The organism is Actinoplanes sp. NPDC020271 (assembly GCF_044388125.1).
Taxonomy (GTDB): domain Bacteria; phylum Actinomycetota; class Actinomycetes; order Mycobacteriales; family Micromonosporaceae; genus Actinoplanes.
In genome coordinates this window covers 651,931-666,689 of sequence record NZ_JBIRWQ010000002.1, presented here as the reverse complement: position 1 = coordinate 666,689, position 14,759 = coordinate 651,931, and the positions used below count along the sequence as shown (strand labels likewise).

Sequence of the window (14,759 nt, the reverse complement as noted above, 5' to 3'; positions counted from 1 at the left end):
ACCAGGATCAAGCGGCGATCAATGCGTTCTGCTCGCGCATCGCCCACGGCGATCCGTACTCGGTGAGCAGGTCCAGGAACGGCCGCGGCGGGAACGCCTCCGGGCCGAGCACGCCGGCACCGGTCCACACCCCCGTGGCGAGGAGTTCCAGCGCGACGACCGGGTTGATCGCGGTCTGCCAGACGACGGCCTGACTGCCGTACTCCTTCATCGACCACTCGTTGTCGACCACGTGATAGAGGTAGACCTCGCGCGGCGCGCCGTCCTTCGTCCCGCGCACCCACGTGCCGGCGCAGGTCTTGCCGCGCATCCGCTCCCCCAGCTGGGCCGGGTCGGGCAGGCTGGCCGCGACCACGTCCCGCGGGGAGACGGTCACCGGGCCGTTCGGGCCGGGCACGATCACGCCGTCGGTGGAGTCCAGCCCGATCTGGTGCAGCGTCCGCAGGGTGCGGATGAAGTCCTCCCCCAGCCCGTACTTGAACGTCACGCGGCGGGCGCCGACCCAGCGCGGGATCAGCAGCACCTCCTCGTGCTCCACGTTCACGCACTGGACCGGGCCGATGCCCTCCGGGAAGTCGAACACCTCCGGCTCGCTGAACGGTGCGGTGGTGAACCAGCCCCGATCGGCCTCCCACACCACCGGTGGATTCAGACACTCCTCGATGGTGGTCCAGATGTTGAACGACGGCGCGAAGTCATAACCGTCGACGGTCAGATTCCCCCCGTCGCGTACGCCGATCTCGTCGATCTCGTCGAACAGCTCGTCGGCCGCGAAGCGGGCGAACACGTCCGACAGCCCCGGCTCCACGCCCATGCCCACCAGGGCCAGCGCGCCCTTGCGCTCCCACACGGTCTGCTCGGCGAACTGCGCGTCACCGAGCTTCACCCCCGTCTTCGAGTACGGCGCGTCGGGGTGTGGCCGGGACAGTGACATCGCCATGTCCAGGTAGGTCACCCCGGCCTCCTGCGCCGCCTCGAACAGCGACGTCACGAAGCGCGGGTCGGTCGCGTTCAGCAGCACGTCACAGCCGGTCCGGCCGAGCAGCGCGACCACCGCGGCCGGATCCGAGGCGTCCACCCGCTCGGCCCGGAAGCGGGGGTCACCGGCCGATGCCACCGCGGCTTGCGCCCGGCCCGGGTCGTAGTCGGCCACCACCATCTCGTCGAAGTACGGCCGCCGCGCCGCGATCCGGGTGATCGCCGTGCCGACGCCGCCCGCACCCACCAGCAGGACACGCATGACCTGCTCCTTTCCTTGCCTTTCGCATCAAAATCATCAGGGGCCCCGCACAGATCAAACTGTCCCGGGCGGCGTAAGGTCAACTGTGTTGGCATAAGAGATGAGGGGTACGCCGTGCCGAAGGCAGTGGTCAGCGAGGAAAGACGCCGCCGGAGACGGCCCACCCGCAGTGGCATCGTGCTGTCCGAACAGCTGATCATCGACACGGCCTTACGCCTGCTCAGGGAGCACGGCAGCACCGGACTGAGCGCCCGCCGGCTGGGCCTGGCACTGGACTGCGACGCCAGCACCCTCTATCGATACTTCCGGGGCATGGACGACCTGACCCTCGCGATCGGGGACACCCTGATCGGGCAGGCGCTCGACGGGTGGCGGCCGACCGGCGCGTGGCGGGAGGACCTTCGACGGCTCGGGATGCGCATCCACGCGGCGTACGTGGCGCACCCCCAAGCGGCGGTGCTCACCACCAGCCGGGTCACCGGCCGCGCCAACGAACTCGCCGCCGACGAAGCGGTGCTGGGCGTCCTGCGGACCGCGGGGCTGCCGGTCGGCGAAGCGGTCCGGGTCTACCACGCGTTCATCGACCAGACCCTGGCCTTCGCCGCCCTCGACGCGGCGTCGCTGGCGCTGCCCAACGCGGCGCTGCGCGCCGAGGACGAGGTATGGCGCTCCACCTACGGCCACCTGCCGGCGACCACCCACCCGAACATCGCAGCCGCCGCGCCGCTGCTGGCCACCGAGATGGTCAACAGCGCCTACCCCTCCTCGCTGGACCTGCTCCTCGACGCCGTCGCCGCCCGCCTGTCGGCGCCGATCTCCGGGACGGATCAGGGAAGTTCCCGATCCGCCCGGCCCGGTGCGGCACCTACTGTCGCGATGTGACGCGCCGAATCCTGCTCGCGATCCTCGGAGCGTCCGCGGTGCTGCTGCTGCCGTGGACCCTGTACCTCGCCGGCACGTTGCCCGACCAGCACGCCACCGGCCAGTGGCGACTGACGTGGGTGGGGTTCGACCTCGCCCTGGCCGGCTGCCTGGCCCTGGGCCTCGTGCTCGGGCTACGCCGGCGCCGGGCGGCGGTCCCGTTGCTGGCCGCGACCGCCGCGCTGCTGTTCAGCGACGCCTGGTTCGACATCTCGCTCGACTGGGCCTCGCCCGATCTGGCCGTCAGCGTGGTGCTCGCCCTGCTCGTCGAGGTCCCGTTCGGCGTACTGCTGCTGGCCTGGGCCCGCCGCCTGATCAGCGGCGGCCTGCGCAGCACCCCACTCACCCCGCGCCACCTGCGGGTACGCTCCGAACCCTGGTTCGAGCGCACGATGGCCGCGCTCGACCACGGCGGGCCGGCCGACTCCCGGACCCTGGCCCGGGCGATCGGCGCCGACGAGGCGACGATGGAGCCGCGGCTGCGCGAGGCGGCGCACTTGAGCCTGGTGCGGCGGCAGCGGGGCGGCCTCTGGGCGTTGCCCGCTCATCAGAACTTGCGGCTGCCCTCGCTGGACTCCGCCGGTGACGACCACGAACGCGAGCAGGTGCGGCAATTCCTCGACGCCAAGCACCGAGCCGAACTGGACCTGCTGGCCTGGGCCGTCGACCATCACGCGGAGTTCGGCCGGTGGGGCCACGGCGAGCGAGCGGTCACCCACCTGAGCGCGGCGGAACTGGCCGGCTTCGTCCAGGACTACCAGGACCTGATCGCCCGGTACTGCCTGCTGCGATCCGGGCCCGCTTCGGGCACGCGCGAGGTCGCGATCCGGTGGTACGCCTTCCCGACGCGGATCCGCCGGCCCGGCCCGCACCGGTGACGCGCCCGGCCGCCTGCGCCGCGCCCCGCGCGGAGGGCGCCGGCCGTGAGCCGGATCAGGTCGATGTCGACGCCGGCGGCGACGCTGATGAACACGTACCGTCGCGCCCACCGATGTCCCAGCGAGCACCTCCCGATCCGGGCCCGTCCGCCCGCCCTGACGACTGTCGATCATCGCGCAGGGCTACCAACCGGTAACACTGCGGCGTAGCGTGGCGCCCAGGCACTTCCGACGGCGGAGGGTGTGAGTCGATGACCACCACGCACGGGAAAGACGTCTCCGAGAAGCAGGCCCGCCAGGTGGCCGAGGCCGCCCGCGAGTCCGAGTGGCGAAAACCGAGCTTCGGCAAGGAGCTCTTCCTCGGCAGGTTCCGCCTCGACCTGATCGATCCGTGGCCCCGGCCACCGCAGAGCCCCGAGGCCGACGACTTCCTTCAAAGACTTGGCGCGTACGTCCGTGACGGGCTCGACGGCGAGCGGATAGAGCGCGACGCCCGCATCCCCGACGAGGCGTTCCACGAGCTGGCGAGGCTCGGCGCGTTCGGCATGAAGATCGACAAGGAGTTCGGCGGTCTCGGCCTGTCCAACCTCCACTACTGCAAGGCCCTCACGCTGATCGGTTCGGTCAGCGCCTCGACGGCCGCGCTGCTCTCCGCGCACCAGTCGATCGGCGTGCCCCAGCCGTTGAAACTGTTCGGCTCCGCCGTACAGAAGCAAGAATTTCTGCCTCGTCTGGCCGGGGGTGAGGTTTCGGCGTTCCTGCTGACCGAGCCGGACGTCGGGTCGGACCCGGCGCGCCTGGGCACCGTCGCCGAGCCCGTCGACGGAGGTTTCCGCCTCAACGGCGTGAAGCTCTGGGCGACCAACGGGACGCTCGCGACGCTGCTGGTGGTGATGGCGCGCGTGCCGGGGAAGGGGATCACCGCGTTCGTGGTCGAGGCCGACTCGCCGGGGATCACGGTCGAGCGGCGCAACGCGTTCCTCGGGCTGCGCGGCCTGGAGAACAGCCTCACCCGGTTCCACGACGTGTTCGTGCCGGAGGGCAACGTGATCGGCGGGCTCGGCAAGGGCCTGCGCATCGCGCTGACCACGCTGAACACCGGGCGGTTGTCGCTGCCGGCGATGTGTGTGGGGGCCGGCAAGCGGGCGTTGACGATCGCCCGGGAATGGTCGGCCGACCGCGTGCAGTGGGGGCGGCCGGTCGGCAGCCACGAGGCGGTCGCGGAGAAGATCTCCTTCATCGCGGCCACGACGTACGCGATGGAATCGATGCTCGACCTCTGCTGCCTGATCGCCGACGACGCGCGCAACGACATCCGGATCGAGGCCGCGCTGGTGAAACTTTTCGCCAGCGAGATGGGCTGGCGGATCGCCGACGAGCTGGTCCAGATCCGGGGCGGCCGCGGCTACGAGACGAACGAGTCGCTGCGGGCGCGTGGCGAGCGCACCGCCGAGGCCGAGCAGATCCTGCGCGACATGCGGATCAACCGGATCTTCGAGGGCTCGACCGAGATCATGCACCTGCTGATCGCGCGCGAGGCTGTCGACGCGCACCTGTCGGTGGCCGGCGACATCATCGACCCCGACGCCGACCTGGCCCGCAAGGCTCGCGCCGGCGCCCGGGCGGGGAAGTTCTACGCCCGCTGGCTGCCCACCCTCGCGGTCGGCAAGGGGCAGAACCCGGCCGAGTTCGCCTCGTTCGGGCCGCTGGCCGCGCATCTGCGGTACGTCGAACGGGCGTCCCGCAAACTGGCCCGCTCGACGTTCTACGCGATGTCGCGCTGGCAGGGAAAGCTGGAGCGCAAGCAGGGTTTCCTCGGCCGGATCGTCGACATCGGGGCGGAACTGTTCGCCATGTCGGCCGCCTGCGTGCGCGCCAACGCGTCGGGCGAGCAGCCGCAGCTGGAGCTGGCCGATCTGTTCTGCCGACAGGCCCGGATCCGTGCGGAGGCCCTGTTCGCCGCGCTCTGGGACAACACCGACAGCATCGATGTGAAAGCGGCAAAACGGGTCCTCGACGGGCGGTACGCGTTTCTCGAGGAAGGTGTCGTGAATCCGTCGTCCGATGCCCCCTGGGTGGCCCCCTGGCAGGCCGGTCCGTCCACCGCCGACGATGTCCGCAGACGTATTCCCTCAGGTCAGGGCGATGCGAGCCGATCGTCTGCCGATCTTGGAGGAGGTGGCCAGTAGACTGACCCCAGGTGAACCGAGGGTTAACCGACAGGGGAACAGGGGAGTCGTCCGGGGTGTCAGCCAAAGATCATGCTCTGCCGCGCACCCGCCCCGGGAACCGTCCTCACACCAAGAACATCGGCAAGTGGGGTTACTGGGTGCCCCCGGAAGGCCGCACCCTCAAGCTCGCCGACCAGGCCGAGCGCGTCGAGCTCAAGGTGGTCTCCAGCGAACGGCAGTGCCGCTCGCTGGAGATCGAACGCGGGCGGGCCCAGACCCGCCGGGTGTTCTTCCTCGACACCCCCGGCCTCGCGCTCTACCGCCACGGGCTGGTCGTGCGCGTCCGTGACCTCGGCGACCGGCCCGACGACACGGTGGTCAAGCTGCGGCCGATGGGCTCGCACACCGTGCCCAAGTGGCTGCGCCGCAAGAACGCGCTCGAGGTGGAGATCGACGCGATGCCCGGGCAGCGGGTCTGCTCCGGCTCGCTGAAGGTGCGCCTGGGCCGCGGCGTCGTCGCCCGCACCTGGGATTCCGGCCGCCCGCTGGCCAAACTGCTGGCCCAGCCGCAGCGCCGGCTCCTCGCCGCGTGCGGGCCGGACGGGTTGTCCCTCGGTGACCTGGTCGTCTTCGGGCCGGTCGAGGTCCGCAAGTACAAGTTCCAGCCGGCCGGGTTCGACCGCCGGCTCTGCGCCGAGAAGTGGGCGTTCCCCGACGACTCGACCGTTCTCGAACTGTCCACCCGCTGCCCGGTCGGCGAGGCACCCGAGGTCGCGACCCGGCTCACGGCGATCCTCAGCGCGCACGGCGTCTCGCCGTCGGAGGAACAGGCCACCAAGACCGAGATGACGCTGCGGTACTCCACGGCGGATTGGGCAGCGTGAGCGACTCGTTACCGTGGCCCCGGCAGATTCTCGTAGCGTGAGATCGCTGAGCCGTGCGTACCGGGGGCTCATTTCTTGAGGGTCGCGTTGCGTTCGGCGAGTGCGCGCAGGAGCGGCGGGACGTCGTACCGGTCGAGCTCCGCCTCGACGAGCGCCCGCCGGCAGGGCGTAGCCGATCGAGTTCCCGATCGGCTGGCCGATCATGACGGTGTCGTCGGGGAGTCGCAGCGACGAGGTGACCGGCGACGATCACGGGACGTGCCGCGGCGTCGAGGAGGCGGCTCAGGCGGATCACACGCGCGACTCGGCCGGTTCCTCGACGGACAGGACCCGGTCGTGCCGCAGCGACGATCGCGCGGTCTCCCGCGACGCGAGCACCGCGAGGACGGTCAGCACCGAGGCGACGGTCATGTAGATCGCGACCGCCGTGGTGTTCGGGTGGTGCACGTCGCCGAGCAGCTTGAGGGCGATGATCGGCGCGAGCGCCCCGGCCAGGATCGACGCGAGCTGGTAGCCGACGGACGCGCCGGTGTACCGCACCGACGTGCCGAACAGTTCGGCGAAGAAGGCGGCCTGCGGCGCGTACATCAGGGAATGCAGGATCAGACCCACGAGCACGGCCAGAATGATCTTCGGCTCCGACCGGCTGCCGACCAGGTCGAAGAAGACGTACGACCACACGGCGATCCCGATCGCACCGGCGAGGTAGAGCGGCCGCCGTCCGATCCGGTCCGACAGCGCCCCGAGCAGCGGCACGACGACGAACTGCACGGCCGAGCCGATCAGCAGCGCGGTCAGGATCTTGCCCTTGTCCGCGCTGGTCCCGGCGAACGTCGTCAGGTAGGTGATCGAGATGACGGTGACCAGGTAGTACCCGATGTTCTCGGCCAGCCGCATGCCCATCGCCAGGATGATCTCCCGCGGGTAGCGCTTGATCACCTCCAGCAGCGGCTGATGGTTCTTGACCGGCAGCTTGGCCCGCGCCTCCCGGAAGACCGGTGACTCCTCGACGGCGAGCCGCACCCAGAGCCCGACCAGCACGAGCACCGCGCTGAGCAGGAACGGGATGCGCCAGCCCCAGGAGTTGAACGCCTCCTCGGACTGGACAAGTGCGAGCAGCCACAGGACCCCGGTGGCGAGCAGGTTGCCGAGCGCGACGCCGGCCTGCGGCCACGACGACCAGAAACCGCGGCGCGCGTCGTCGCCGTGCTCGGCGGCCATCAGCACCGCACCGCCCCACTCGCCGCCGACCGCGAAGCCCTGCGCGAGCCGGCAGATCAGGAGCAGGATCGGGGCGCCGACGCCGATCGACGCGTACGTGGGAAGAAGTCCGATCGCGATCGTCGCGGCACCCATCATCATCAGCGCCACGATCAGCATCTTCTTGCGGCCGGCCCGGTCACCGAAGTGGCCGAAGACCACCCCGCCGAGCGGGCGCGCGACGAAACCGAGGGCGTAGGTGCCGAACGCGAGGAGCGTGCCGGTGACCGGATCCGACTTCGGGAAGAACAGCGTGCCGAAGACGAGGGCGGCGGCGGAACCGTAAAGGAAGAAGTCGTACCACTCCACGGCGGTACCGACCAGGGAAGCGAAGACGACCTTGACGATCGGGGCGCGTGCGGTGGTCGGCATGTGCATCCTCTCCAAAGGTGTGACGTAGGTTACGGGGACGCTACGTCCGCGCAGGCCACGAAGCCCATGGATCAGATCCACACATCCCACTCCCGCTATGTGGGGCCGGCCCCCAGGGAGAGCCGGTTCAGCCGCAGGGCCAACTGGAGATCGAGAACCCGGCGCGGGTGCTGCCAGTCGTCGCCGAGCAGCTGGGCGACCCGCTCCAGCCGCTGCGTGACCGTGTTGACGTGCACGTGCAGCGCCTCGGCCGCCTTCGCCAGCCCCGCGCCCCGGTCGAAGTAGACCTGCAGGGTGGTGACCAGCGCGGTGCCGCGGCGGGCGTCGTAGTCGATCAGCGGACCCAGAACGCTCCGGACGAACCCGGTCACGTCCCGGCGCTCGCCGAGCAGCAGGCCGACGTACCCCAGTTCCTCGGTGCCGGCCCCGGAGCCCGCACGACCGAGAGTGATCAGCGCGCTGAGGCACTGGTCGGCCTCCCGGTACGCGGGCGCGACCGCGACCGGCCCACGCGCCGGCCCGGCGCCGCCCGCGGTGACCGGCCGACCCAGCGCGCGGCTGAGCTCCTTCGCGACCTGACGGGCGGTGCCCGCCGGGTCCTCCCCCGGCAGCAGCAGCGTGATCCGCCCGTCGCGGGTCATGGCCAGACCCCGGCGGCCGGCGGCGAAGCTGCGCGCCCCGGAAACCGCGCGTTGCCGCAGGCCGTCACCGGTCCCGTCGCCGGCGGTGACGATCACGTACGGCGCGTCGAGGTCCAGCCCGAGCCGGGCCGCCCGGTCGCGGACCGCGTCCGGGTCCCGCACCGGGCGGCTGATCAGGTCGTCGAGCAGGTCGCCGCGGACCTGCGCCTCGGCCTCGGCAACGGTCCGCCGGAAGAGCAGCAGCAGCGCGGTGACCTGGGCCGCGCGTTCCAGGATCCGCTGGTCGGCCGGGCCGAGCGGCGTATCCGGGCGGAAGACCAGCGCACCGAGGTTGTCGGCGCCGGCCACGACCGCAGCGATGATCAGGTCGTTGCGGCGGACACTGCGGCCCTCCCCGCGCGAGGCCGCGACCGCCTCACCGGCGGTGGTCTCGTCCGGCTCCGGCAGCAGCACGGCACTTCCCGGGGTCCGGGCAGTGGCGAGGGTACGGCCGTGCGCGTCGATCACCAGCAGCGCGCCGCGCAGCACGTCGACCAGGTCGGCCGCCACGTCGTCGACTCCCCCGCCGCGCAGGACCAGGGCGGTCATCCGGTCATGGGCGTCGGCGGCGCGTTCCACCGACGCGCTGTGCGCCTGGATGGTCGCGTTCGCCGCGGACAACTCGGCCAGCGCGGTCTGCGTCTCGGTGAGCAGCCGGGCCGTGTCCAGGGCGACCGCGGCGTGCGCGGCCAGCGACAACAGCAGCGCGACCTCCTCGCGGGCGAACGGCCGCTCGGCCCGGTTCGCGGCGAAGAGCACGCCGATCACGGCCGAGCCCAGCCGCATCGGCACGCCCAGGATCGCGATCAGGCCCTCGTCGCCGACCCCGTGATCGATGTCGCTGGTGTGCGCGAAGCGGGCGTCGGACGGGTAGTTCGCGGTCGCGTACGGCGTCCCGGTCTGCGCCACCAGCCCGCCCAGTCCCGCGCCGGGCGGCAGCCGCAGCTTCTGGAAACTGGCCGCGACCGAGCCGTCGGTGATCCGCATGTAGGTGTCACCACGCTCGGCGTCGTTCAGCGTCATGTACGACACGTCCACGTTCAGCAGGGTCCGCGCCCGGTGCACGATCGCCCGCAGCACCGCGTCGACGTCCCGCAACCCGGCCAGGTCCCCCGCGGTGTCGTAGAGCGCGGACAGCTCCTCCTCGCGGCGGCGCCGGCGTTCCAGCAGCGCACGGGTCTTCAACGCGAGCAGTTTCGCCTGCTCCAGCTCCTCCAGCTCGCCGGCGGGCGCACCGGCGGCCCGGGCCGCGATCAGCGGGCGCTCGAACTCCACCAGGGCCGCCTCGCGCGCGAGGAGATCGAGATATGCAAGTCCCCGGGACATGTGCGCCACCCTACGGGCCGGTGGGGGCCGGACACATGTGGGTGACCGCCATGCCGCGACCCTCCCGGACGGGGATTCCCGACAGAAGACAATTCCCGGCGTACGGCAATCGGGGCTTGAATTTGATCTTGAAGGTTTGCCTGTTCCGGGGCGTGCGCCGGCCGATAGCAATGGTCGGACATCCCCTGACCGGAAAGGCCACCTGGCTCGATGCGATCACCGTCTCGATCCGTCCGCGCGGCGGGCCTGATCGTCGTCGCCGCGTGCGGATGGATGCTGGCCACCGTGCTCCTCGGCGGGCTCGGCACCGTCGTCACCCTGCCCGTCTGGGTGATGTGGCCGGTCGCGTGGTGCGCGGTGATCACGTCGGTGGCCGGGTGCCTGGTGGCCGCGCGCACCGGAACCGACCAGGGTCGCGCCTTCTGGCGGCGGCTCGGCGGCGCGCTGGCGGTGCTCACCCTCGGCTCGATCGGCCAGGCCGTCGACACCGCGCGGCACCCGGACGAGACGGTCGCGATGAGCGCCGTCACCGGGTCGCTGTACTTCGTCGCGGTCCTGCTGGCCGTCGTCGCGCTGCTGCGCCTGCCCGGTCGCGACCGCACCCGGCCGGCCCGGGTGACGCTCGGGATGGACGTGGCGATCGTCGGCGTCGCGTCCGGCATGGTGATGATGCAGGGCCTCGACGTCATGCCGGTGCCGGTCCCGGACGGGCCGCTCGCCGCGGCGCTGCGCGGCATCGTGCTCGGCGTCGCCTGCGCGGCCGTCGTCGCCGTGGTCAAGGTCGGGATGAGCGGCGCCGGGCACGTGGCCGCCCGCGCGCTCTGGGCGCTGAGCCCGGTCGGGCTGCTCGGGCCGCTGGCCATGCTGCTCGCGTCGGCGTTCGACGGCCGCCCCGGCCTGGCCCCGACCACCGCGGTGCTGCCGATGCTGGCCGTGCTGGTCGGCTTCTCGACCCGCGCGCAGGTGCGCTCGGACGCCGGCGGCACGACGATGACGCAGGAGGTCCGGGCGGAACGCCGCGGGGACGCACACCACCGGGTGATCAGCCGGGTGCCGTACGCGTCGGTCGCGGCCACCGCGGCGATGCTGATCGCCGTGACCCTGCGCGACGGCTCCCTGCCGGCCGGACTGGCCGCCGGAACCGTGGTGCTCATCCTGCTCGTCCTGGTCCGCCAGCACGCCGCGCTGCGCGACAACGGGAGGCTCGCGGACCGGCTCGCCGACCAGGCCGGTTACGACGACCTGACCGCCCTGCCGAACCGCCGTTTCTTCACCGGCACGCTGCACCAGCGCACCGACGGCACCACCGTCGCGGTCTGCGACCTGGACGACTTCACCACCCTCAACGACCGGCTCGGCGACGACACCGGTGACGAGATCCTGCGGCAGGCAGCCGAGCGGATCCTGCTCACCGTCGGCGGATCGGCGCAGGTCGCGCGCCTGCTCGGCGACGAGTTCGGGGTGCTGCTGCCGGCCGAGCACCCGCTCGCCGGGGGCACCCGGCTCGCCGAGGCACTGGTGCACGCGTTCCAGGCGCCGCTGCCGGTGGGCGACCACGACCTGCTCGTCACCGTGACCGTGGGATCGGCGGCGGGCCGGGACGAGGTGGTACCGGACCTGCTGCGCCGGGCCGAACTCGCGCTGCAGGCCGCCCAGCGGGTCGGCGCGAACCGGCACCAGCAGCACACCGCCGACCTCGACGCCTCCGCGCAGCACCACGCCGACCTCGCCGCGGCCCTGCGTCGCGGCCTGGAACTGGGCGAGTTCCGGGTCGTCTACCAGCCGATCGTGGAACTCCCCCTCGGCACGCTGCACTCGGTCGAGGCGCTGGTCCGCTGGCACCCCGGAGGTGGCAAGCCGGTGTCGCCGGCCGAGTTCATCCCGGTCGCCGAGCAGACCGGACTGATCGTCGACCTCGGCGCGTGGATCCTCGACACGGCCTGCGCCGACGCGGCGGCCTGGCGTGACCGGCACGGCGAGGCCGCCCCGCGGATCAGCGTCAACGTCTCCGCCCGTCAGCTGCTCGACCCGGAACTCCCGGCCCTCGTGTCGTCGGTGCTGCGCCGGTACGCGTTGCCGCCGGAACAGGTCACGCTGGAGATCACCGAGACCGCGGTGTTCGCGGGCGGACCGGCCCTGCACACCGTCCGCGCGTTGCGCGACCTCGGAGTGGGCATCGCCCTGGACGACTTCGGGACCGGGCACTCGTCGCTGACCCTGCTGCGGACCTGCCCGGTGACGACGCTCAAGGTGGACAAGTCGTTCATCGACGAACTGAACGGCGGGCCGGAGCAGGAGGCCATCGCGGCCTCGCTGAGCGGGATCGCGTCGACGCTCGGGCTGCGGGCGGTCGCCGAAGGGGTGGAGACGCAGGACCAGGCCGACCGGTTGCACGTGCTCGGATACCGGTTCGCGCAAGGGTTCCACTTCGCGCGGCCCGTCCCGGCCCAGGAGATCACCGCTTCGCTGCTCGCCGCGGCCTAGCTACCCTTCCCGGGTGGGTATGTCCTCGCATCTGGCCCGGCTCCGGGCGATCATCGGCCACGAGCTCATCCAGTTGCCGTCGGTGGCGGTCCTCGTCGCCGGCGAGGACGGGCGGCTCCTGCTGGTGCGGCACGCCGGGCACCGGGAAGGCTGGGCGGTGCCCGGCGGCGCGGTCGAGATCGGCGAGTCCCCGGTCGACGCGGCGGTGCGGGAGATCCGGGAGGAGACCGGGATCCGCATCGGGCCGCCGCGGCTGGTGGACGTGCTCGGCGGCACCGACTTCGAGGTGACCTACCCGAACGGGGACCGGGTCGCCTACGTGACCTCGATCTACCGGGCCGAGATGATCGGCGGGACGCCTGCCCCCGACGAGGAGGAGATCAGCGAACTCGGCTGGTTCACGCCGGCCGAACTGTCCGGGATCGAGCTGAACAGGTTCGGCCGGGCGCTGCTGCGGGCCACCGGTTACCTGTCATAGTCGGCGCACGGTCAGCACCGCGTCGGCGAAGGCCTCCGGTGCCTCCTGCGGGAGGTTGTGACCGGCGTCGACCAGCCGGTGCTCGTGACCGGCGACGAACATCGGGGCGTGGCCGGCGGTGCCGCCCGGCTTCAGCGTGTCGGTGGCGCCGTCCAGGGTCACCGCGGGCACGGTGATCTTCGGGCGGGTCGCGAGGCGGGCCTCCAGATCGTCGTAGGCCGGATCGCCGGCGACCTGGCCCAGCGCGTGCCGATAGGCGTGGACGACCACGTCGACGAAATCGGGGTTGGCGAACGAGCCCGCCGTCCGGGCGAACGTCGCCTCGTCGAACTGCCACCGCGGCGACCACTGCCGCCACAGCATCCGGCACAGGTCGAGGCGGTGCGCGGCCAGCGTCTCCCGGCCCCGTTCGGTCTGGAACAGGTGCTGATACCACACGGCGTGCTCGACGGCCGGGTCGAACGAGTGCCGCTGCCGCTCGACGTCGATGATGTCGTAGCCGGCCAGCGCCACCAGGCCGGCCACCCGCTGCGGCCACAACGCGGCCGCGACACAGGACGCCAGGCCGCCCCAGTCGAAGCCGGCCACGATCGGGGCCTGAAGGCCGAGCGCGTCGATCAGCGCGACCAGGTCCGAACCGAGCGCGGCCTGCTGGCCGCTACGGACGGTACCCGTGGAGCGGAACCGGGTGGGACCGAAACCGCGCTGGTAGGGGCGGACGACGCGGGCACCGTGCGCGGTCAGGATCGGGACGACCCGGTCGTAGGCGTGGACGTCGTAGGGAAAGCCGTGCGACAGGACCACCGGCCAGCCGTCGGCCGGGCCGTCCTGCAGACAGGCGACGGACAACACGCCGGCATCCACATACTCCATCGCACCACCATACGAAGTGGCTCGCCCCGTCAATGCGGAAGGCGCTTCGCCGGCGAGTACGAGTTCGGCTACGGCGCTCCCCTGCCACCGCCGCGCGTCGATGCCCGCGACGAGGTGGCGGAGGTCTTCCGATCCATGGCGAACGCGGCCGGCAGTCACCGGCACGGGTCGGCTCACGCCGTGTGCGTGGCCCCGCTGGCCTCGGCCGGCGAGCTCGGCGTCGTCTGCGGCCTGCTGCGTCGCGAGCTCGGGGTCGGTGCGGCTCCGGTGGCGAAGTTCACCCGGCGCAGCGACAAGAAGAACTGTCGCGGATCGGCGGAGATCGAGGACCTTTTCCTCCGCACGGTCGTGAACCGTTTCCGGCGCCTGCGTTTCCTGGACGGTACGCCGTACGAGGAATTCGTCCTTCTCTCCGGCCGGGACGAGCGTGTCGTGCTGGCGGAGCGCCGGGTTCCCGCGGGAATGGCGGGCGGAGGTCAGGTCCTCATCGCTTACGTGGTGGTGGTCGCGGAGCCGGAGGGCGCGGTCCGCGACGGGCGCCTCTCGGCTTCGCTGCGGAACTGGGTGGACAGCCCGGTCGAGATCTCCGCGCCGCTGTTCAAGAACCGGCTCTGATCGTCCCGGCGTGAGATGGTGGTTCATGCCGTTGAGCGCTTATCACCTCCGCACCTCGATCGCCGTCTCCGGCATCGCCCGCGCCGTCGAGTTCTACGAGGGGAGACTGGGCCTGCAGCCGTTGTGGTCGGGCCCGAGCGCCACGATCCCCGAGGGCGGACGCGTCTACGGTTCGGGCGGCGGCCCGGCGCTCAACGTCTACCAGTCGGCGACTGCCGGAGCGACCCGGGCGACGCTGGCCACCTGGTATGTCGACGACCTGGACGGCATCGTCGACGAGTTGTCCGCGGCCGGCGTCGAGTTCGCCCGTTACGACGGGCTGGAGCACGACGCTCGCGGGATCACTCCGCGGGCGGGCGGCGGCCGGATCGCCTGGTTCCAGGACCCGGACGGCAACACGTTCGCCGTCGAGGCGGACTCCTGACCGCGCCCCGCGGCACGTCCGCGGAGCGGTCGAACGACCTCCGCCCACGGCACCGGGCTCGCCCACGGAGCCGCCGGAGCGGACATCTGACTTCTTCGAGCCGAAACTATTCCCGGCGACACGTTCGAGAAATGAGATTCAGATCAAGGGCCG

At 71.7% G+C, this 14,759-nt stretch carries 12 protein-coding genes; 8 read left to right on the top strand and 4 right to left on the bottom strand.

The annotated features are described in order from the left end of the window. Positions 1-7: 7 nt before the first annotated feature. The gene (locus ACH442_RS06795; RefSeq protein ID WP_396336964.1) at positions 8-1,240 is read right to left on the bottom strand and encodes a saccharopine dehydrogenase family protein; all 1,233 of its coding nucleotides are present in this window, start codon (positions 1,238-1,240) and stop codon (positions 8-10) included. A gap of 114 nt (positions 1,241-1,354) precedes the next feature. Between ACH442_RS06795 and ACH442_RS06790 the strand changes: the two genes are divergently transcribed. The 4 genes from ACH442_RS06790 to ACH442_RS06775 all read left to right on the top strand — a co-directional run bounded on the left by ACH442_RS06790 (position 1,355) and on the right by ACH442_RS06775 (position 6,094). Continuing rightward, positions 1,355-2,122, top strand: coding sequence for a TetR/AcrR family transcriptional regulator (locus ACH442_RS06790; protein WP_396336963.1), 768 nt, complete (start codon positions 1,355-1,357; stop codon positions 2,120-2,122). Next, on the top strand, positions 2,119-3,039 hold the full coding sequence (locus tag ACH442_RS06785; protein WP_396336962.1) for a hypothetical protein: 921 nt from the start codon (positions 2,119-2,121) through the stop codon (positions 3,037-3,039). The genes ACH442_RS06790 and ACH442_RS06785 overlap by 4 nt, the downstream gene beginning before the upstream one ends. A gap of 251 nt (positions 3,040-3,290) precedes the next feature. Next, a complete protein-coding gene (locus ACH442_RS06780; protein ID WP_396336961.1) occupies positions 3,291-5,228 on the top strand; it encodes an acyl-CoA dehydrogenase family protein in 1,938 nt (645 codons plus the stop codon). Between the two features lie 56 nt (positions 5,229-5,284). After that, on the top strand, positions 5,285-6,094 hold the full coding sequence (locus ACH442_RS06775; RefSeq protein WP_396336960.1) for a hypothetical protein: 810 nt from the start codon (positions 5,285-5,287) through the stop codon (positions 6,092-6,094). 291 nt (positions 6,095-6,385) lie between these two features. Here ACH442_RS06775 and ACH442_RS06770 read toward each other — a convergent pair whose 3' ends face one another. Continuing rightward, positions 6,386-7,726, bottom strand: coding sequence for an MFS transporter (locus ACH442_RS06770; RefSeq protein WP_396336959.1), 1,341 nt, complete (start codon positions 7,724-7,726; stop codon positions 6,386-6,388). Positions 7,727-7,821: 95 nt separating this feature from the next. After that, positions 7,822-9,732, bottom strand: coding sequence for a helix-turn-helix domain-containing protein (locus ACH442_RS06765; protein ID WP_396336958.1), 1,911 nt, complete (start codon positions 9,730-9,732; stop codon positions 7,822-7,824). A gap of 210 nt (positions 9,733-9,942) precedes the next feature. Between ACH442_RS06765 and ACH442_RS06760 the strand changes: the two genes are divergently transcribed. Then, on the top strand, positions 9,943-12,216 hold the full coding sequence (locus ACH442_RS06760) for a putative bifunctional diguanylate cyclase/phosphodiesterase (RefSeq protein WP_396336957.1): 2,274 nt from the start codon (positions 9,943-9,945) through the stop codon (positions 12,214-12,216). 19 nt (positions 12,217-12,235) lie between these two features. Beyond that, positions 12,236-12,694, top strand: a complete 459-nt coding sequence (locus ACH442_RS06755) for an NUDIX domain-containing protein (RefSeq protein WP_396337083.1) — start codon at positions 12,236-12,238, stop codon at positions 12,692-12,694. On the opposite strand, the gene ACH442_RS06750 is transcribed toward ACH442_RS06755, so the two are convergent. Next, a complete protein-coding gene (locus ACH442_RS06750) occupies positions 12,689-13,567 on the bottom strand; it encodes an alpha/beta fold hydrolase (protein WP_396336956.1) in 879 nt (292 codons plus the stop codon). The two genes, ACH442_RS06755 and ACH442_RS06750, sit on opposite strands and share 6 nt — an antisense overlap. 135 nt (positions 13,568-13,702) lie before the next feature. Here ACH442_RS06750 and ACH442_RS06745 point away from each other — a divergent pair, with 135 nt between their 5' ends. Continuing rightward, entirely contained in the window at positions 13,703-14,182 is a 480-nt protein-coding gene (locus ACH442_RS06745) for a hypothetical protein (protein WP_396336955.1), read from the top strand. Positions 14,183-14,192: 10 nt separating this feature from the next. After that, a complete protein-coding gene (locus ACH442_RS06740; RefSeq protein ID WP_396336954.1) occupies positions 14,193-14,606 on the top strand; it encodes a VOC family protein in 414 nt (137 codons plus the stop codon). The last annotated feature ends 153 nt before the right edge of the window (positions 14,607-14,759 follow it).

Coding starts and splice junctions, on each gene's coding strand:
- ACH442_RS06750 (WP_396336956.1), bottom strand. CDS start 13,567: ATGGAGTATGTGGATGCCGGCGTGTTGTCCGTCGCCTGTCTGCAGGAC.
- ACH442_RS06745 (WP_396336955.1), top strand. CDS start 13,703: ATGGCGAACGCGGCCGGCAGTCACCGGCACGGGTCGGCTCACGCCGTG.
- ACH442_RS06770 (WP_396336959.1), bottom strand. CDS start 7,726: ATGCCGACCACCGCACGCGCCCCGATCGTCAAGGTCGTCTTCGCTTCC.
- ACH442_RS06780 (WP_396336961.1), top strand. CDS start 3,291: ATGACCACCACGCACGGGAAAGACGTCTCCGAGAAGCAGGCCCGCCAG.
- ACH442_RS06765 (WP_396336958.1), bottom strand. CDS start 9,732: ATGTCCCGGGGACTTGCATATCTCGATCTCCTCGCGCGCGAGGCGGCC.
- ACH442_RS06795 (WP_396336964.1), bottom strand. CDS start 1,240: ATGCGTGTCCTGCTGGTGGGTGCGGGCGGCGTCGGCACGGCGATCACC.
- ACH442_RS06760 (WP_396336957.1), top strand. CDS start 9,943: ATGCGATCACCGTCTCGATCCGTCCGCGCGGCGGGCCTGATCGTCGTC.
- ACH442_RS06755 (WP_396337083.1), top strand. CDS start 12,236: ATGTCCTCGCATCTGGCCCGGCTCCGGGCGATCATCGGCCACGAGCTC.